Origin of the sequence: Brevibacterium sp. 2SA (assembly GCF_005502845.1) — a bacterium.
Lineage (GTDB): Bacteria > Actinomycetota > Actinomycetes > Actinomycetales > Brevibacteriaceae > Brevibacterium.
Genome location: NZ_SCMW01000001.1, coordinates 1 through 18,006, shown reverse-complemented (window position 1 = coordinate 18,006; position 18,006 = coordinate 1). Strand labels below are relative to the sequence as shown.

At 68.3% G+C, this 18,006-nt stretch carries 14 protein-coding genes; 4 read left to right on the top strand and 10 right to left on the bottom strand.

Annotated elements, in window-relative coordinates:
• The first annotated feature begins 12 nt into the window (after positions 1-12).
• Both FFS20_RS00070 and FFS20_RS00065 read left to right on the top strand, forming a co-directional pair.
• Positions 13-1,821, top strand: coding sequence for a long-chain fatty acid--CoA ligase (locus FFS20_RS00070; protein ID WP_249356320.1), 1,809 nt, complete (start codon positions 13-15; stop codon positions 1,819-1,821).
• Positions 1,822-1,952: 131 nt separating this feature from the next.
• Complete coding sequence (locus tag FFS20_RS00065) at positions 1,953-3,014, top strand: glutathione S-transferase C-terminal domain-containing protein (protein ID WP_137823908.1); 1,062 nt, start codon at positions 1,953-1,955, stop codon at positions 3,012-3,014.
• Between the two features lie 76 nt (positions 3,015-3,090).
• Here FFS20_RS00065 and FFS20_RS00060 read toward each other — a convergent pair whose 3' ends face one another.
• Positions 3,091-3,828: a DedA family protein gene (locus FFS20_RS00060; RefSeq protein WP_137823907.1), complete on the bottom strand. Its 738-nt coding sequence runs from the start codon at positions 3,826-3,828 to the stop codon at positions 3,091-3,093.
• 69 nt (positions 3,829-3,897) lie between these two features.
• Between FFS20_RS00060 and FFS20_RS00055 the strand changes: the two genes are divergently transcribed.
• Both FFS20_RS00055 and FFS20_RS00050 read left to right on the top strand, forming a co-directional pair.
• Positions 3,898-4,971 carry a YhjD/YihY/BrkB family envelope integrity protein gene (locus FFS20_RS00055; RefSeq protein ID WP_249356318.1) on the top strand — a complete coding sequence of 358 codons (1,074 nt, stop codon included), beginning with the start codon at positions 3,898-3,900 and terminating at the stop codon, positions 4,969-4,971.
• Positions 4,972-5,016: 45 nt separating this feature from the next.
• Positions 5,017-6,456, top strand: a complete 1,440-nt coding sequence (locus tag FFS20_RS00050) for a glyceraldehyde-3-phosphate dehydrogenase (protein ID WP_137823906.1) — start codon at positions 5,017-5,019, stop codon at positions 6,454-6,456.
• A 111-nt stretch (positions 6,457-6,567) separates the two neighbouring features.
• On the opposite strand, the gene FFS20_RS00045 is transcribed toward FFS20_RS00050, so the two are convergent.
• The 9 genes from FFS20_RS00045 to FFS20_RS00005 form a co-directional block, all read right to left on the bottom strand.
• Positions 6,568-7,164: a hypothetical protein gene (locus FFS20_RS00045; RefSeq protein WP_137823905.1), complete on the bottom strand. Its 597-nt coding sequence runs from the start codon at positions 7,162-7,164 to the stop codon at positions 6,568-6,570.
• A complete protein-coding gene (locus FFS20_RS00040; protein ID WP_137823904.1) occupies positions 7,161-8,126 on the bottom strand; it encodes a D-2-hydroxyacid dehydrogenase in 966 nt (321 codons plus the stop codon). The genes FFS20_RS00045 and FFS20_RS00040 overlap by 4 nt, the downstream gene beginning before the upstream one ends.
• The gene (locus FFS20_RS00035; protein ID WP_283202115.1) at positions 8,068-9,909 is read right to left on the bottom strand and encodes an MDR family MFS transporter; all 1,842 of its coding nucleotides are present in this window, start codon (positions 9,907-9,909) and stop codon (positions 8,068-8,070) included. Before FFS20_RS00035 ends, FFS20_RS00040 begins: the two co-directional genes overlap by 59 nt.
• Before the next feature lie 4 nt (positions 9,910-9,913).
• The gene (locus FFS20_RS00030) at positions 9,914-10,552 is read right to left on the bottom strand and encodes a TetR/AcrR family transcriptional regulator (RefSeq protein ID WP_137823902.1); all 639 of its coding nucleotides are present in this window, start codon (positions 10,550-10,552) and stop codon (positions 9,914-9,916) included.
• Between the two features lie 104 nt (positions 10,553-10,656).
• A complete protein-coding gene (dnaG, locus tag FFS20_RS00025; protein ID WP_137823901.1) occupies positions 10,657-12,711 on the bottom strand; it encodes a DNA primase in 2,055 nt (684 codons plus the stop codon).
• A 3-nt stretch (positions 12,712-12,714) separates the two neighbouring features.
• The gene (locus tag FFS20_RS00020) at positions 12,715-14,022 is read right to left on the bottom strand and encodes a deoxyguanosinetriphosphate triphosphohydrolase (protein ID WP_171006925.1); all 1,308 of its coding nucleotides are present in this window, start codon (positions 14,020-14,022) and stop codon (positions 12,715-12,717) included.
• A gap of 2 nt (positions 14,023-14,024) precedes the next feature.
• Positions 14,025-15,209, bottom strand: a complete 1,185-nt coding sequence (gene dusB, locus FFS20_RS00015; protein ID WP_137823900.1) for a tRNA dihydrouridine synthase DusB — start codon at positions 15,207-15,209, stop codon at positions 14,025-14,027.
• A gap of 175 nt (positions 15,210-15,384) precedes the next feature.
• A complete protein-coding gene (locus FFS20_RS00010; protein ID WP_137823899.1) occupies positions 15,385-17,046 on the bottom strand; it encodes an ATP-binding cassette domain-containing protein in 1,662 nt (553 codons plus the stop codon).
• Between the two features lie 215 nt (positions 17,047-17,261).
• Entirely contained in the window at positions 17,262-17,810 is a 549-nt protein-coding gene (locus tag FFS20_RS00005; RefSeq protein WP_137823898.1) for an XRE family transcriptional regulator, read from the bottom strand.
• Positions 17,811-18,006: the final 196 nt, after the last annotated feature.

The following is an 18,006-nucleotide window of genomic DNA, read 5'->3' as shown; positions in this document are numbered from 1 at the left end:
GAAGGAGTACGCATGAGCCCACAGACAATGCCCCAGTCAGCCACTCCGGTCGTCGGGTACGAGGTGGACACGACGTCGTCGACGACCGACATCCTTCTCAACCGCCTCGCCACCGCCCCCACCCATCCGGCACTGGCCAAGGCCGTCGGCGACGAGTGGGTCGAGGTGACGACGGCGGAGTTCGTCGATGAGGTCCGCGCCGTCGCCAAGGGACTCATGGCCTCCGGGGTCGGGCTCGAGGACAAGGTCGGCATCTTCGGTCCGACCTCCTTCGACTGGACGCTGTCGGACTACGCCGTGTGGTTCGCCGGCGCGATCTCCGTGCCCTTCTATGACACCTCCTCGCAGGATCAGCTCGCGTGGATGCTCGAGAACGCCGAGGTCACCGCCGGCCTCGTCGCCACGCAGGAGCACGCCCAGCGCGTCCGCGACGCCGCGGCCGCCGCGGGGCTTCCGGCCCCCACGCTGTGGATCTGGGACGAGGGCGCCTTCCGCGAGCTCGCCGCCGCGGGCGAATCCGTCAGCGACGCCGACCTCGAGGCCCGCCGCAGCGAGGTCGGCAGCGAGTCGATCGCGACGATCATCTTCACCTCCGGGACGACGGGCAGGCCCAAGGGCTGCGTGCTCACGCATGCGAACTTCGTCCAGACCGCACAGGCCGCCGAAGAGCAGATCAGCGAGGTCACCGGCGGTGACGCCCGCTGCCTCCTCTTCCTCCCCCAGGCCCACGTCTTCGCCCGCTTCATCGAGGTCCTCTGCGTGAGCACGGGAGGGCTGCTCGCCCACCAGGCCGACCTGACGAAGCTCACCGACGCCCTCGGCAGCTTCAAGCCGACGTTCATCCTCGGCGTGCCCCGGGTCTTCGAGAAGGTCTTCAACTCCGCGCTCGCGAAGGCGCAGGCCGGCGGCAAGGAGAAGATCTTCCGCCGGGCCGAGCAGGTCGCCGTCGCCTATTCGAAGGCCCTCGACGCCGGCAAGGTCCCGCTCACGCTCAAGGCCCAGCACGCGCTCTTCGACACCCTCGTCTACCGCAAGCTGCGGGAGATCATGGGCAACAACGTCAAGTGGGCGGTCTCCGGCGGCGGGCCGCTGGGCACCCACCTCGGCCACTTCTACCGCGGCATCGGCCTCGTCGTCCTCGAGGGCTACGGCCTCACGGAGACGACGGCCCCGATCACGGTCAACGTCCCCGAGAACTCGAAGATCGGCACCGTCGGCGTGCCCCTGCCCGGAGCGACCGTGGCGATCGCCCCCGACGGCGAGATCCTCGCCAAGGGCGTGCCCGTCTTCCGCGAGTACTGGAAGAACCCCGAGGCCACGGCCAAGGAGTTCCACGACGGCTGGTTCGCCACCGGTGACCTCGGGTCGCTCGACGAGGACGGCTACCTCAGCATCGTCGGGCGCAAGAAGGAGCTCATCGTCACCTCGAGCGGCAAGAACATCGCCCCCGCCCCGCTCGAGGACGCGCTGCGCCGCCACCCGATCATCGGCCAGCCGGTGCTCGTCGGCGACAACCGCAAGTACATCACCGCACTGATCTTCCTCGACCCGGAGATGTTGCCGACGTGGCTTAAAAATCATGATCTGCCGGAGATGACCCTCGCCGAGGCGGCCGAGGACGAGACCGTGCGCCAGACGATCGAGAAGGCGATCGAGCGCGTCAATCGGACCGTCTCCCGGGCCGAGGGCATCAAGAAGTTCCGCATCGTGCCCGTCGAGCTCAGCGAAGCCAACGGCTATCTCTCGGCGAAGCAGTCGGTCAAGCGCCACCTGCTCGGCAAGGACTTCGCCGACGAGATCGAAGCGCTCTACGCCGACTGAGGCGGGTGGGGAGACGCGGCGATGGTCAGCTGAGTAAGATGAAGTTTCAACCATCGTGACGTCGGGTCGGTCGCCCGCTCACCCCGGGCGGCCGACCCGACGCACTCAGTCGCGTGAGAGAGGACATCCCCATGTCGAACGACACCGAGACGAACACCGCCGACACAGACACGTCCGGCTCGTACGTCGAGAAGGGCGCGGAGTTCAACCGCGACACGAACTACATCGAGGACCGCATCCTCGACGATCCCGACGCGCAGTGGCCCGTCGAACCCGGCCGCTACCGCCTCATCGCCGCCCGCGCCTGCCCGTGGGCCAATCGGACGGTCATCGTCCGACGTCTCCTCGGTCTCGAGGACGTCATCTCGCTCGGGATGCCCGGGCCCACCCACGACAAGCGCTCGTGGACCTTCGACCTCGATCCAGGCGGCGTCGATCCGGTGCTCGGGATCGAGAGGCTCCAGGAGGCGTTCTTCAAGCGCTATCCCGACTACCCGCGTGGCATCACGGTGCCCGCGATCGTCGACATCCCCTCCGGTGCGGTCGTGACGAACGACTTCGCGCAGATCACCGAGGACTTCTCGACCCAGTGGACGGCCTACCACCGCGAGGGTGCGCCGAACCTGTGGCCGGAGGAGTCACGGGACGAGATGGAGTCCCTCATGCGGATGATCTACACGGAGATCAACAACGGGGTCTACCGGTCGGGCTTCGCCGGCTCGCAGGAGGCCTATGAGAAGGCCTTCGACCGTCTGTTCACTGCCCTCGACACCGTCGAGGAGCGGCTGGCGACCCGGCGCTACCTCATGGGTGAGTCGATCACCGAGGCCGATGTCCGGCTCTTCACGACGCTCGCGCGCTTCGATCCCGTCTACTACGGGCACTTCAAGGCCAACCGCACCGCGCTGCGGGACTTCCCGAACCTCTGGGGCTACGCCCGCGACCTCTATCAGACGCCGGGATTCGGCGACACGATCGACTTCCCGCAGATCAAGGACCACTACTACATCGTCCACAAGGACGTGAATCCCACCGGCATCGTTCCCGTCGGTCCGGACCTGTCGGGCTGGCTGACTCCGCACGGTCGTGAGGAGCTCGGCGGTTCGCCGTTCGGCGACGGCACTGCTCCCGGTCCGGTGGCAACGGGCGAGGAGGTTCCGTTCGAGAGCACCGCGGCGGCCTGGGTGAAGTGAGCCCGGTGGACGCTCCATTCCGCCGAGGTGAATGACTGAAGCCCGACCACTTGGTCGGGCTTCGCTCATTCATCGCTTAAGGGGTGCCGCCGGGCTCGGCGTCCTGCTCCCGCTCGAAGTCGGAGTCGTGGGTTCCCGTCGCGCGCTGGCGACGCCGCTTGCGGACCTTGAGCACGATCCACGCGACGACGGCGACCGCGACGACGACGATGACGAGCGTCTGGAAGTACCCGGCGTAGGTCTCGACGATCGACCAGTTCTCACCGAGGTAGAAGCCTGCGACGATGAGGATCGTATTCCAGATCGTGCTGCCGGCGGCCGTGAGGAGGAGGAACTTGAGCATCGGCATCGCCCGCATGCCTGCCGGGATGGAGATGAGGGAGCGGAAGATCGGGATCATCCGCCCGAAGAAGACGGCCTTGTCACCGTGGCGGTCGAACCACGCGATCGTCTTGTGGACGTCGGCGACGTCGACGAGCGGCATCTTCACCGCGATCCGCACGATCCGGTCGAGTCCGATCCACCGGCCCACCGCGTAGAGCACGAGAGCCCCGACGACCGATCCGATCGTGGCGAAGACGATGGCGAGGACGAGACTGAGCTGACCGCGACTCGCCGTGAAGCCGGCCAGCGGCAGCACAAGCTCGCTCGGGATCGGCGGGAAGATGTTGTCGAGGAACACGAGGAACCCGACGCCGAGGGGCCCGAGCGTCTCCATGATCGCCACCGTCCACGCGGAGAAGCCGCTGAGGTTCTCAGCGGCGCCGGAGGCGGAGGCCGTGACCAGGACGGAGGTCGAAGCGGTGAGCGGCATGTTCTGTAGTGTAGAGAACAGGTCGACCTTTCGCTCACAGAGCGCTCCCAGCGGATAGTCTGTAAGGCGATGCCCAAGAAGGAGGAGCACCCAGTGACACCAGCGAAGATCCTGGCCTCACGCAGTCCCATGGCCGAAGCCGGCCACCAGGCGATCAATCAGCCCGGCCCCGCCCATCTCGTTCGCGCCGTCCAGCGCTTCATCACGCGCCTGGGCAACCAGTTCGGGGCCGCGATCACGTACTTCCTCGTTCTCGCGGTCATTCCGATCGCGATGTTCACCTTCGCAGGACTCGGTTTCGTCCTCGACGTCGTCCGACCCGACCTCGTTCCCGTCATCACCCAGCAGATCGAGGACTTCTCCCCCGGCAATTCGACCCTGACCGACCAGCTCGAGGGATTCCTCAACGACTGGCAGGCGGTCGGGATCTTCGGCATCCTCGCCGGTCTCTACACCGGGCAGGGATTCATCGGCAACCTCGGCGCGGCCGTCCGCGCCCAGCTCCACGACGACTTCGACGACGACGTCAACCAGCCGCTGGTCAAGAAGTTCTTCTCGAACACCGTGACCCTGCTCGGACTCATCGTCGGTCTGCTGCTCACCGCCGGCCTCACGGTCATCGGCACGGGGCTGCGCAGCTTCATCACCGATCTCTTCGACCTCTCCGGCTGGATGTCGGGCCTCCTCGTCGTCGTCCCGATGATCATCACCTTCGGCGCCTCGTGGCTGATCTTCATGTTCCTCTTCACGATGCTGCCCGAGCATCCGGTCAATCAGCAGGCGAAGGTGCGCGGTTCACTCATCGGCGCCGTCGCCTTCACGATCCTGCTCAACCTCGCCACCGTCCTCGTCGACCTCTTCTCCGCGGGGAAGGCCGCGGGTGTGTTCGGGTCGATCATCGCCGTGATGCTGACGATGAACGTCTTCGCCCGCATCATCCTCTTCGTCGCCGCCTGGATCGGCACCGCGGTGCCGCCGCCGCTGCCGGAGGACTCGGCCCCGCACCGCAGGTTCGTCGCGCCCGAGCTTCAGGTCCAGAGCCTCGGCGCTCTCATCACCGGCGTCGGACTCGTCGCGCTCACGCTGCTCGGGTTCAAGCGCTACGACGAACGCCGGTCAAGGAGCGCGGGGTCGACACGGTAGACTTGGGGCGGGAATCGACCAATTGAATATAAGGGGACTCGACCTTTGACTCAAGCAACAGCCGCTCGTCTCGACGAGTGGGAGAAGAAGCAGACTGCCGCGGAAGAACTCATCCCGCTGGTCGGCCGCCTCCACCGCAACAACGACGTGCTGCTCACCCTGTTCGGGCGCTCGCTCCAGGGCAAGTCCGTGACCGGCATGATCAAGGCCCACCGCTACGCCCGCCACTTCCTCGGCGAAGAGCTCGACATCGAAACCACGCTCGAGGTCGTCCGGGCGCTCGCCGAGCTCGACCTCAGCTCCGCGCGCATCGACCTCGGTCGCCTCATCGTCAAGCGCGATGAGCAGTCCGCCTCGACGGCGGAGTTCCTCGCCGAGGAGCTCGAGTCGGTCATCGGCAGCGAGTCCTCCGACGGGGAGCCCCGCGACGTCGTCCTCTACGGGTTCGGACGCATCGGCCGTCTGCTCGCCCGCATCCTCATCGAACGCTCCGGCGGCACCGGGATGCGCCTGCGGGCCATCGTCGTGCGCAAGGGCGGGGAGAACGACATCGTCAAGCGCGCGTCCCTGCTGCGCCGCGACTCGGTGCACGGGAAGTTCGACGGCAGCATCGTCGTCGACGAGGAGAACAACACGATCCTCGCCAACGGCACCCTCATCCAGGTCATCTACTCCGATGACCCCTCGACGGTCGACTACACCGAGTACGGCATCAACGACGCGATCATCGTCGACAACACCGGCAAGTGGCGCGACGAAGAGGGCCTGTCGAAGCACCTGCAGTCCAAGGGTGCTGCAAAGGTCATCCTCACCGCTCCCGGCAAGGGCGACATCAAGAACATCGTCTTCGGCGTCAACTCGCATGACATCACCGACGCCGACACGATCCTCTCGGCGGCCTCGTGCACGACGAACGCGATCACCCCGGTGCTCAAGGCGCTCAACGACCGCTTCGGCGTCCGCAACGGCCACGTCGAGACGGTGCACTCGTTCACGAACGATCAGAACCTCATCGACAACTTCCACAAGGGCTCGCGTCGCGGACGTGCGGCGGGTCTGAACATGGTGCTCACGGAGACGGGTGCGGCGAAGGCCGTGGCCAAGGCGCTGCCGGAGCTCAAGGGCAAGCTGTCGGGCAACGCGATCCGCGTGCCCACCCCGAACGTGTCGATGGCGATCCTCAACCTCAACCTCGAGAACCCCACGACCGTCGACGAGCTCAACGGATTCCTCCGCGAGACCTCGATGAACTCGCCGCTGCGCAACCAGGTCGACTACGTCGCCTCCCCCGAGCTCGTCTCGACCGACCTCGTCGGCTCGCGACGCGCGGGTGTCGTCGACGGTCTGGCCACGATCGTCGACGAGGACCGCGTCGTCGTCTACGTGTGGTACGACAACGAGTTCGGCTACAGCCACCAGGTCATCCGCTGCGTGGCCGAGATGGCCGACGTCGACACCCCGTCGTTCCCCGCAGTCTCGAACTGATCGTCAGCGACCGGCAAGCGCCCCCGACCTCTCGGACGGGGGCGCTTCGTCGTCTTCGGCGCGCAGCGTGATCCGCAGTCGGATCGGGCCCGCACCGAGGCGGCCGGTCTCTCAGCGGTCCTCGCGGGCCGCGCGTTCGGTCTCCATCGCGTCGTGGAGCCAGATCGGGGTGAATGTCGCGAACCGGGCGGCAAGGTCGTCGTCGTCGGCGAGCATGAACGCGAGCCGGTCATCGCCGGTCGAGAGCTCATGGGCCCAGATCGGACCGAGGCACGCGAGCAGCAGGCAGGACAGGACGACGGCACCGGCGAGGATGGGCGTCTCGGGCACGAGCAGGAAGCCGAGGAGGATCCCGAGGACGACGAAGGCGATCGCCACCGCCATGCCCCCGCCCTTCGACCGTGGAGCCCGCGTGCTCGCCGGTCGTCTGGCCGCCACGGAGTCGAGGATGTCGCGGCGCAGCCGGGTCCATGCGACGAGCGCGCCGAGGGCGCAGACGATGCCGATCATGATGAGGCTGAACGCCGAGAAGAGCAGCACGGCGTCGACCCGCTCCCCCTGGGCCTGCAGCGCCGCGCCAAGACCCGCGACGAGCATCGCCATCGCCAGCACGAGCATGCTCAGCAGCCGGGCCCGGCGGATCGCGACGAGGTCGGAGAGGGTGCGGGCGAGGAAGGCCCGGTCGTCGGGGACCTCAGCGGTGCTCATCGGACGTACCCTGCTTCCTTGTCGACGGTGTGGGCGAAGGGGCGACCGGACAGATACGTCTCGACGAGGTCGAGGAACTGATCGAGGAGCCGCTCGCGCCACCCCTCGGTGTCACCGGACATGTGCGGGGTGATGATGACGTTCGGCGCCTCCCACAGCCGGTGGTCGGCCGGCAGCGGCTCGACGTCGACGACATCGATGCCGGCGCCGGCGATCGCCCCGGTCTCCAGCGCGGTGACGAGGGCATCGGTGTCGACGGTCGCCCCGCGGCCGACGTTGACCAAGACCGCGTGCGGCTCCATCGCCGCGAACACCTCGGCGTCGAAGAGACCCGCGGTGCGGTCGGTGAGCGGGGCGACGTCGATGACCCAGTCGACCCCGGTCAGGTGCGCGGCGAGGTCGGCGGAGTCGATGACGTCGCCGAAGTCGGCGTCCCCGCTGCGGGCACGGCTGCCCGCCCCGCTGACGTCGACGCCGAGGGCGCGCAGCACGCGGGCGATCTCCCGACCGATCGCCCCGGTGCCGACGATGAGGGCCCGTGTGCCGGCGAGGTCACGGGTCGAGCGTCGGTTCCAGCGGTGCTCCCGCTGGTCGGCGAGCGAGCCGAGCGCCGACTTCGCGTGCATGAGGACGAGGCTGAGGACGAACTCGGCGATCGGCCGGTCGAAGACTCCGCGGGCGTTCGTCACGACGACCTCGGAGGCGATGAGCTCGTCGAAGAGGAGCGCATCGACACCGGCGGCCGCGACGTGGATCCAGCGCAGCTCGTCGGCTGCGTCGAAGACCTCGGTCAGTGCTGTGGAGAAGTAGTCCCAGAGGAGGAGCACCTCGGTGCCGGGCAGGGCCTCGCCGAGGCGGTCTGCCGTGACGATGCGGATGTCGACGTCGTCACGGCGGCCGAGCTCAGTGAGCCGGTCGGGAACCGGGCTGCCTGGCGGGTTGAGAATCGTCAGTGTCGTCATCCGTGGAGTCCTTCGTGGTCAGCGGCACAGCCAGACTATCGGATGGCCCCTGCAGCGAGGAATCGGCGTCGACGGGCACCTCGGCGGCGTGTTCGTGGGTGACGACATGCTCACGGGCGGCGGCGTCCTGGCTCTTCAGCGTCGACGCGAGCGGCGTGTTCGGCAGGAAGAGGAGGATGACGAAGCCGAGGAACGCCAGCGGCGCGACCCAGAGGAAGAGCGGGACGAGCGCGTCGTTGTACGCGTTGATGATGAGCGCGTGGATCGGTTCGGGCAGGTCCCCGACGATCTGCGGGGTCAGCCCGGTCGACGAGATCTGCGGCAGCTCGAGGTTCGGGTTCGAGGCGGCGAGGCTGCGGATGCCGGACTCGATGTTCTCGAGCAGGCGCTGGGTGAACACCGAGCCGATGAACGCCATGCCGAGCGTCGCGCCCACCTGGCGGAAGTAATTGTTCGACGCGGTCGCCGTGCCGACCATCTCGACGGGGAAGGCGTTCTGGACGACGAGGACGAGGATCTGCATGCTCAGTCCCAGGCCGAGGCCGAGCAGGGCGAGTCCGACCATCGGCTCCCACACCGGGCTGTCGGCCTTGAGGGTCGAGAGCAGGATGAGCGAGACGCCGATGAGGAGGATGCCGGTGAGCGGGTAGCGCTTGTACTTGCCGGTGCGGGCGACGACGAAGCCGGTCAGGGTCGAGGAGATGAGCATCGTGCCCATCATCGGGACCATCATGAGTCCGGCGACGGTCGCGTCGATGCCGTGGACCATCTGCAGGTAGGTCGGCATGTAGGACAGGACGCCGAACATGCTCACGCCGATGAAGAGACCGGCGATCGTCGCGAGGAGGAAGTCGCGGTTCTTGAACAGCCACAGCGGGATGACCGGTTCGCTCACCTTCGCCTCGACGATGACGAACGCGATGATCGCGAGCGCCCCGAGGACGATGAGACCGTTGATCTGCCACGAGCCCCACGCGTAGTCGTGGCCGCCCCACGCGGAGACGAGGACGATGCACGAGGTGATGACGGAGATGAGCGCCATGCCGCCGACGTCGATCTTCGGCCGTGGGCCGTGGGTCTGCTTGGGGATCTTGAGGAAGACCGCGGCGGCGATGAGGGCGATGATCCCGAGCGGGAAGTTGATCGCGAACGCCCAGCGCCAACCGGGGCCCTCCGTCAGCCATCCGCCGATGAGGGGGCCGGCGACCGAGGACACGGCGAAGGCCGAGCCCATGATGCCCATGTACTTGCCGCGCTCGCGCGGTGGGACGACGGAGGCGATGATCGACTGCGAGAGGATCATCATGCCCCCACCGCCGATGCCCTGGAGGACCCGGCCGAAGATCAGCAGCGACATGTCCTGGGCGAGGAGGGCGAAGACGGAGCCGGCGAGGAAGCAGCTGATCGCGAACATGAACAGCGGCTTGCGGCCGAAGAGGTCGCCGACCTTGCCGTAGATCGGCATCATGATCGTCGAGGCGAGCATGAAGGCCGTCGACACCCAGAGCATCTGGTCGACGCCGTCGAGTTCGCCGACGATCGTCGGCAGGGCCGTGGCGAGCACGGTCTGGTTGAGGGAGAACATGAACATCGCGATCATCAACCCCACGAAGAGGAGAATGATCGCCGAGGTCGTCATCGGGGCGGCGTCATTGCTGTGGTTCTCAGGTGCTTCGGCTGTCTGTGTCATGTCCTGGCTCTCGGCCCTCATTCTTCCCTCATCTGTTCTCTCAGCGCAATGGTCTCTGTCCTCGCCGACTCCGTGACCGCGGGGCGGTGTCATGTCCTCATCGCAGTCTCTCGAGCACCTTGAGGAAGAGCCCGAGGGAATCGTCGTAGATCCGCTGGGTGCTCTCCTCGTCGACGACGAGTTCGGGTGCGTGCTTGACGACGCGGATCGCATGGTGGAGCGGCACCATGCACATCTGGGTGAGCATCCGGGCGCTGCGCCATGCCGAGTCCTCGGTCGAGAACTCCTGACCGAGGAACCGGAGCCGGGCGAGCACGTATTCGGAGACCCGCTCCTCGAGCGCCTCGACCTGGTCGAAGCGTCGGCCCACGAGCTGCGGATACGCGACGAAGAGCTCGCGCCGGCGACTCGAGAGTCCGGGTTCGGTGCCGATGAGGAGTGCCTCGCGCACGAAGTTCGCGGTGTCCTCGGCGAGCGTGTCGAAGCCTGAGTCGGATTCGACGTAGTCGGCGACGAGCTGGTCGTCGATGTTCGCGACGTCGAGACCGACGATCGCGTCTTCCTTCGTCGCGTAGTAGTTGAAGAACGTCCGCGGGGACACGCCGGCGTCGGCGGCGATGTTCGCCACCGTCGTCGCTTCGAGCCCTTCGTCGAGGACGCGCGTGAGCGCCGCCTCATGGATGGCGGTGCGGGTCTCACGGGCTTTCCGGGTCCGCAGCGATTCGTTCTCAGCCATGCGAATAATTCTGCACTAGATGCAACTTTTCATCAACTGCAAAATTGCATCTGTGCAGTATTTCACTCTTCCGACGCGTCTCGCCGCCTCCGCAGGGCGGGATCTCAGGTCATGAGTTCGCGCAGTCGCACCCGGTGCTGCTCGAGGACCTGGAGCTGGCGCAGGAGCGCGGTCTGCGCCTCGGCATCGCCGGAGCTCTGGCGCTGCAGGCGCGAGTGGAGCTCCTTGGCGATGCGCTCGAGGTCGTAGTCGAAGAGCTTCGCGACGATTCCCTGCGCGAACTTCTCCGCACTCACTCCTTCGGACACCGGCAGCGGGGTGACGAGGAGACGGGCGACGTCGGGTCCGAGCTCGTCGCCGGCGGCCTCCATGACGGTCTCGGTCCACCGTCCGGGGGCAGCGGCGGCCGCGCGCAGTCCCCCGGCCTGCTTGAGCGCCGCCTGGATCCGGCGGTGTCCGGGATGTTCGAAGGCCTTCTCCGACAGCGAGTCGAAGAGCTTCGCGTTGACGAACTCGGGGTGCTGGAGGGCGACCATGAGCGCGCCCTTCTCCGTCTTCAGCCGCGTCGGGGTGATCGGTGCGGAGAGATCGGAGACGTCGGGGCGCTCGTCGTAGACGTACTCGATGCCGACGTCGTCAGCGGCCGGGCTCGCCTGCTGCCGGCGGCCGCCGGTGGGACGGCCCTCGCCGTTGGGCGGGTGCGCCTGCTCGCGTCGCTGCCCGGGGTGGGCCGGGACAGCCTGGTCGCGCCCGGGGCCGGCACCCTGACCCTGGCGCGCTCCGGCGGTCTGTCCGGGCCCCTGTGCCGAGCGGCCGCGGTCGGACCCGGTCGGGCGCGGATGTCTCCGGGCGGTCTTGACGGCCGCCTCGACCTCGTCGATGTCGACGCCGATGCGCCCGGCGACGAACCGGTGGTAGTGGCTGAGACTGTTGCGGTCACGGATCCCCGCGAGCACCTCGGCGCTGGCCTTCACTGCCGCGATCCGGCCTTCGACGGTGTCGAGGTCGAACTGCGCGATCGCGGTGGTGATGACGAACTCGAAGAGCGGTTTGCGGCCCTCGATGAGCTCACGGATCGCCGCATCGCCCTTCTCCAGCCGCAGATCGTTGGGGTCGAGTCCCGAGGGTTCGACGGCGACGAAGGTCTGCGCGGTGAACTCGGACTCGAACTCGAAGGCCTTGAGCGCCGCCTTCTGCCCGGCCTCGTCGCCGTCGAAGGTGAAGATCACCTGCCCGCTGGGGTCATCGCCTAAGAGCCGGCGGACGATCTTGACGTGCTCGGCGCCGAAGGCGGTGCCGCACGTCGCCACCGCCTGGGTGACGCCGGAGAGCTGAGCGGCCATGACGTCGGTGTAGCCCTCGACGATGACGACGCGCTTGGTCTTCGCGATGTCGCGTTTGGCGAGATCGAGGCCGTAGAGCACCTGGTTCTTGTGGTAGAGCGCGGTCTCCGGGGTGTTGAGGTACTTCGGCCCCTGATCGTCGTCGAAGAGCCGGCGGGCCCCGAAGCCGATCGTCCGCCCCGTCATGTCCCGGATCGGCCACATCACGCGTCCGCGGAACCGGTCGTAGATGCCGCGGCTGCCCTCGCTGGCCAGACCGGCGGCGAGGATCTCCTCATCGCTGAAGCCGGCCCGGCGCAGATGACCGGTCAGGGCATCCCACGACTTCGGGGCGAAGCCGATGCCGAAGCGGGGGTGCTCACCGACCGGGAAGCCCTTCGCGGCGAGGAAGTCGCGCGCGATCTGCCCGGCCTCCTCGGACAGCGCTGCGGCGAAGAAGCGCTCGGCGACCTCGTGCATCTCGAGGAGGCGCTGCCGCCTGCTCGCCTGCTCTCGGTCGGGGCCTTTGCCGTCCTCGTAGCGCAGGTGCATGCCGATGCGGCCGGCGAGCATCTCGACGGCCTCGACGAAGCTGAGCTGTTCGACCTTCTGGAGGAAGGTGAAGACGTCACCGGATTCCCCGCAGCCGAAGCAGTGGTACATCCCGACCTGCGGGCGGACATGGAACGACGGGGTCTTCTCATCGTGAAACGGGCACAGTCCCTTGAGGGAGCCGATGCCCGCGGTCTTGAGCGTGACGAACTCTCCGACGACCTCGTCGATGCGCGTGCGCGAGCGCAGTTCGTCGATGTCCTCGCGCTTGATGAGTCCCGCCATGGTCTAGAGCCGGTCCCCCGCCCCCGCCTGGATCCGGTGGTAGAGCGTCCACGCCGAATGGTCGGTCAGCGAGGCGATCTGGTCGGCGATGACCCGCAGCCGGGCCGCGTCGTCGGCGGCCTCTGCGTGGTCGGCGGCGAACATCGGGTCGAGCCCGTCGGGGTGGGCGTCGTACCATTCGGCGAGGTTCGTGATCACGGTGTCCTGGATGTCGTGGAGGCGCAGGCGGTCCTCGGCGACCATGACGGTCAGTGTCGCCATGCCCTTGAGCACGGCGATCTCGACGGCCGTGGACTCGGGCACGACGAGGGAGGCGGCGTAGCGGTTGAGGGGCTCCCAGCCGTACTCCTCACGGGTGGCGGCCTCCGCGGCCCCGACGAAGCGGCCGATGAGCTGGCTCGTCATGTGCTTGAGCGCCGCCTGGGCCCGCCGTGACCCGTCGAAGTCCTCGGCCGGCCAGTACGCGGCGGCCTGCAGCCTGGTGAGCGCCTTGTCCATCTCCGCGTCATCGGTCTCGGGCAGGTACCACTGGCGGGTGATCTCGAAGAGCTCGAAGCGGCGGACCTCGTCGGCGAATTCGCCGAGGCGGAGGTGACCGGCGACGACGGCGTCCTCGACGTCGTGAACGGAGTACGAGATGTCGTCGGCCAAGTCCATGACCTGGGCTTCGAGGCAGCGGCGGCCGTTGTCGACGCCGTCCCGGTAGAAGTCGAAGACGGCGAGGTCGTCGTCGTAGACGCCGAACTTCCGCACCCCGGAGTCGCGTCGCCCGGCCGCGGCTTCGGCGCGCGGCCACGGGTACTTCGTCAGCGCGTCGAGGCTGGCCCGGGTGAGGTTGAGCCCGGCCGGACGGCCGTCGGGGGCGATGACCTTCGGTTCGATCCGGGTGACGAGGCGCAGGGTCTGCGCGTTGCCCTCGAATCCGCCGATGTCGGCGCAGAGCCGGTCGAGGATCGTCTCCCCGTGGTGGCCGAAGGGCGGATGCCCGAGGTCGTGGCTCAGGCACGCGGTGTCGACGATGTCGGGGTCGCAGCCGAGGTAGCGGGCGAGTTCGCGCCCGACCTGTGCGACTTCGAGGGAGTGCGTGAGCCGGGTGCGGACGAAGTCGTCGGTGCCGGGCGAGACGACCTGCGTCTTCGCTCCGAGGCGGCGCAGCCCCGAGGAATGGAGGACCCTCGCCCGATCGCGCTGGAAGGCCGAACGGCGCGGGTTCTTCGCCGGTTCGATGACCCAGCGCTCCTCGTCGCGCGGCGAGTAGTCCGCGACGCTGCCCGAGGCCCGGGCGATGCGCGCGGAGGTGTCGGTGGGCATCCTCATCCTCCCGAGACGTCGAGTTCGGCCTCAGCGAGATCGGCGGAGCCGCTCTCATCGAAGACGCGGGAGTCGAGCCAGCCCTCGGGCAGGTGGGGGCGCTTGGGACGGGTGGTCCGTCCGCGCGAGCCTTCGGCGGCCTCACCCGGGTAGGGGGCGTCGCCGAGTTCGGCGAGCAGTGCGTCGAGCTCGGCGAGCGAGGAGACCATCGCCAGCCGGCTGCGCAGGTCGCCGCCGACGGGGTAGCCCTTGAAGTACCACGCGATGTGCTTGCGCAGGTCGCGCACCCCGTAGAACTCCTCGCCGTAGTAGTCGACGAGGTATTCGCCGTGGAGACGCACCGCCCGGGCCACCTCGGCGAGTCCGGGACGATGACGATCGGCGCTGCCGTTCAGCGCATTCGCGAGATCACCGAACAGCCACGGCCGACCCTGGCATCCGCGACCGATGACGACCCCGTCGCAGCCGGTCGTGCGCATCATCTCGAGCGCATCCTCGGCGGAGAAGATATCACCGTTGCCGAGCACGGGAACGGTGTCGCCGAGGTGGTCCTTGAGCCGGGCGATCGCGTCCCAGTCCGCGGTTCCGGAGTAGAGGTCGGCGGTCGTGCGCCCGTGGAGGGCGATCGCTGCGACCCCGGCGTTGCGCGCGGTCTCCCCGGCGTCGAGGTAGGTGTGGTGGTCGGCGTCGATGCCCTTGCGCATCTTCACCGTCAGCGGGATGCCGCCGCGGTCGGCCTCCTCGACGGCGGTCGTGACGATCGCTTGGAAGAGGTCCTTCTTCCACGGCAGGGCCGAGCCGCCGCCCTTGCGGGTGACCTTGGGGACCGGGCAGCCGAAGTTGAGGTCGATGTGGTCGGCGCGGTCCTCGTCGACGAGCATCCGCACGGCCTGTCCGATCGTCACCGGGTCGACGCCGTAGAGCTGGACGGAGCGCGGGGTCTCGTACGGCTCGTGGTGGATGATGCGCATGCTCTTGGGGCTGCGTTCGACGAGCGCGCGGGAGGTCACCATCTCGGTGACGTAGAGGCCCGCCCCGTACTCGCGGCACAGGCGCCGGAACGCGGTGTTCGTGATCCCCGCCATCGGTGCGAGCACGACCGGGGAGGACAGCTCGATGGGACCGATGCGCAGCGGCTCGACGGTCTGGGCGGTGGATTCTGGGCTGGGGCTGATGACACTCACCATGCCATTATCCCAAAGCCTGCCAAATCGGGCATCGTCCCCTTGCTCACAGTCCCGCAACACCGAGGCGGTGCGGCATATTCCCTGGTCACACCGCGCCCGTGGGTCGGCACGGGAGGAGTGCCAGGCGACGTGTGCGCGGGAGGAGTGCCGGGCGGCGTGTGCGCGGGACGGCCGTTCACCGGTCGTCCTCCCCGCGCAGGTCGTGCACCTCCCAGACGGCGTCGAGGCAGAGGTCGGCGGCGAGGCGGTCGTCGTGGGTGACGACGAGCATCGCTCCCCCGTATCCCTCGAGCGCCGAGGTGAGCGCCCGCTGCGAGGCGACGTCGAGGTTGTTGCCGGGTTCGTCGAGGATGAGTAGCTGCGGGGCGGGGTCGGAGAGCAGGGTCGCGGCCAGCGCGACGCGGAAGCGCTCCCCGCCCGAGAGCGTGCCGCACAGCTGGGCGGTCCGCTCGGCGCGCAGGCCCATGGCGGCGAGCACCTCGTGGATGCGGTGCTTCTCAAGACCGGGGTTCGGCCGGCGCACCGCCTCCATGACGCTGAGCGCGGCGGGCAGGCGGTACTGCTGGTCGAGGTGGCCGATCGGCACGGACACCTGCAGCTCGAGGCCGGGGAAGAGCTCGTCGACAAGGCTGCCGCTGCCCGGCCCGCCGCTGTCGCCGTGATCGCCGCCCAACCCACCGCTGTCGCCGTCCGCGGTCGGTGCGGCGCCGCGGACGGCGGCGAGGAGTGTCGACTTCCCCGCGCCGTTGGGCCCGGTGAGCCGGATCCGCTCCGGTCCGACGAGCGTCCGCGGGCGCTCGAGGGTGCTCGTGCGCACCTCGAGGACGCGCTTGCTCGGATGGACCTCGGTCTCGGGCAGGTGGAGGGTGATCGAGGAGTCCCGGCGCAGCGCGTCCTTCGCGGTCTGCACGGCAGCGGCGGCCGCGGCCTCGTCGGCGGCCTTGTCCCCGCGCCGTTTGGCCGCTGACTTCTGCGCGAAGTCGGTGAGTCCGTTCATGACGATCTTCGGTCGGCGTTTGCTCGCCTTGTCCTTCGCGGCCTTCCGGTCCGAACGCGCCAGCGTCGTCTCGAGGTCGATGCGCTGGCGCTTCTCGATCGCGTGGGCCTTCTTCGCATCGGTCAGCCGCGCCAGTTTCGCCTCCTCCTCGGCGGCGACCATCTCCTCGTACGCGGTGTAGTTCCCGCCGTAGACGCGCAGCTGATCGGTCATCTCGACGATCGTCGTCATCGCATCGAGGAGCTCGCGGTCGTGGGAGATGACGAGGGTGGGCCCGGGCCGGCGTGCGAGCAGCTCAGTGAGCAGGGCCCGGCCCGCCGCGTCGAGGTTGTTGCTCGGTTCGTCGAGGATGAGCCACGCGGACCCGACCATCGCCGCGCGGGCGAGACCGATCCGCATCGCCTCCCCGCCGGAGAACGTCGAGGCCCGACGGTCGAGGTCGTCCGCGGTGAGGGCGAGCCCCACCTCGGCGAGGGCGGACAGGGCCCGCTCCTCGATGTCCCAGTCCTCCCCGATGATGTCGAAGTCGGCTGGTGCGGCCTCGCCGTGCAGCGCTCGATGCAGGCTCGTGCGGATGCCGTCGATGCCGAGGATCGCGTCGACGCGGTCGTCGGTGTGCGGCAGCAGCTGGTCGATGTGGACGGCGCCGGCGGCACCGGTGACGGTCCCCGTCGTGGGGGCGAGCGCGCCGGTGAGGAGCCGGGCGAGAGTGGATTTGCCGATCCCGTTGTCACCGACGAGGCCGGTGAGTCCCAGCGGGATCGTGGCGGTGAGGCGGGTGAGGATCTCGGTGTCGCTGAGGCGGTATCCGAGTCCGGACAGGGTGATGGCAGAGGGCATCAGTGATCTCATTTCGTGCACGCGGTGCGGTGCGGGTCCGAATCACCCGCGGGTGCGGAAATGAGGTGTCACTTCATTCTCAGGCGCTGCCTTCGCTCGACTGTGGGACCTCACAAGGATGCCCGAGTCGCGTCAGGTGCGTCAAGGTCGCCGAGGCGGTCGCCCGGTCCCGGCCGGCGGCTCCGCTGCTGACGCCGGTCCGGTGAGGATCCGGCTCAGGTGATGATGAGCATGAGCTCTGCCGAGCGGTCGCTGGGGTTGGCGAGCTGGTGGGGCACGTCGCCGGGGGCCTGTGCGCAGTCGCCGGCGCGCAGGATCGTGCGGCGGTCGATTGTGACTATCTCGATGGTGCCGGCGAGGACGAAGAAGGTCTCCCGGGATCCCGAGCGGTGGGCGGCGAAGGGCGAGGTCTCGCTGCGGGGTTCGAGCGAGTAGTGGATGACCTCGATGTTCTCACTCGGCGAGGGCAGGTCGCGGCGCCAGGTCCCGGGACCGTAGGTGGCGTGCGGGACGATGGCGTCGGCCGGGGTGACGAGCACCTCGGGTTCGGCGAGGAGCTCGCCGACGTCGACGCCGAGCGCGCGGGAGAGCCCCATCGCGTTGGACACAGACGTGTCCTGCTCACCGCGTTCGATCTTCGACAGCGCGGCCCGGGAGATGCCGGCCCGGATCGCGAGCTCGTTGAGGGTGAGATTGCTGTATTTGCGGCGAGCCCGGATGCGCGCCCCGAACACCCGCGCCCCGGGATCCTCTGACTTCGCCATGGTGCCATCCTAATGTAATCTCTGATAGTAGATCTCAATCCATTAAAAGTGATTATGTCCGGACTGCTGGCGCTCATCCCCATCGTCCTCGCCGTCGCGCTCCTCGCCCTCCGCGCGCCGACGTGGGCCTCGGCGCTGGCCGGGTTCGCCGGTGCCGGGATCTGCGCGGTCCTCGCCTTCCCCACTCCCCTCCCCC

Excerpts from the sequence above, each read along its gene's own strand:
- FFS20_RS00070 (WP_249356320.1), top strand. The coding sequence starts at position 13 with ATGAGCCCACAGACAATGCCCCAGTCAGCCACTCCGGTCGTCGGGTAC.
- FFS20_RS00065 (WP_137823908.1), top strand. The coding sequence starts at position 1,953 with ATGTCGAACGACACCGAGACGAACACCGCCGACACAGACACGTCCGGC.
- FFS20_RS00060 (WP_137823907.1), bottom strand. The coding sequence starts at position 3,828 with ATGCCGCTCACCGCTTCGACCTCCGTCCTGGTCACGGCCTCCGCCTCC.
- FFS20_RS00055 (WP_249356318.1), top strand. The coding sequence starts at position 3,898 with ATGCCCAAGAAGGAGGAGCACCCAGTGACACCAGCGAAGATCCTGGCC.
- FFS20_RS00045 (WP_137823905.1), bottom strand. The coding sequence starts at position 7,164 with ATGAGCACCGCTGAGGTCCCCGACGACCGGGCCTTCCTCGCCCGCACC.
- FFS20_RS00040 (WP_137823904.1), bottom strand. The coding sequence starts at position 8,126 with ATGACGACACTGACGATTCTCAACCCGCCAGGCAGCCCGGTTCCCGAC.
- FFS20_RS00035 (WP_283202115.1), bottom strand. The coding sequence starts at position 9,909 with ATGACACCGCCCCGCGGTCACGGAGTCGGCGAGGACAGAGACCATTGC.
- FFS20_RS00030 (WP_137823902.1), bottom strand. The coding sequence starts at position 10,552 with ATGGCTGAGAACGAATCGCTGCGGACCCGGAAAGCCCGTGAGACCCGC.
- dnaG (WP_137823901.1), bottom strand. The coding sequence starts at position 12,711 with ATGGCGGGACTCATCAAGCGCGAGGACATCGACGAACTGCGCTCGCGC.
- FFS20_RS00020 (WP_171006925.1), bottom strand. The coding sequence starts at position 14,022 with ATGCCCACCGACACCTCCGCGCGCATCGCCCGGGCCTCGGGCAGCGTC.
- dusB (WP_137823900.1), bottom strand. The coding sequence starts at position 15,209 with ATGGTGAGTGTCATCAGCCCCAGCCCAGAATCCACCGCCCAGACCGTC.
- FFS20_RS00010 (WP_137823899.1), bottom strand. The coding sequence starts at position 17,046 with ATGCCCTCTGCCATCACCCTGTCCGGACTCGGATACCGCCTCAGCGAC.
- FFS20_RS00005 (WP_137823898.1), bottom strand. The coding sequence starts at position 17,810 with ATGGCGAAGTCAGAGGATCCCGGGGCGCGGGTGTTCGGGGCGCGCATC.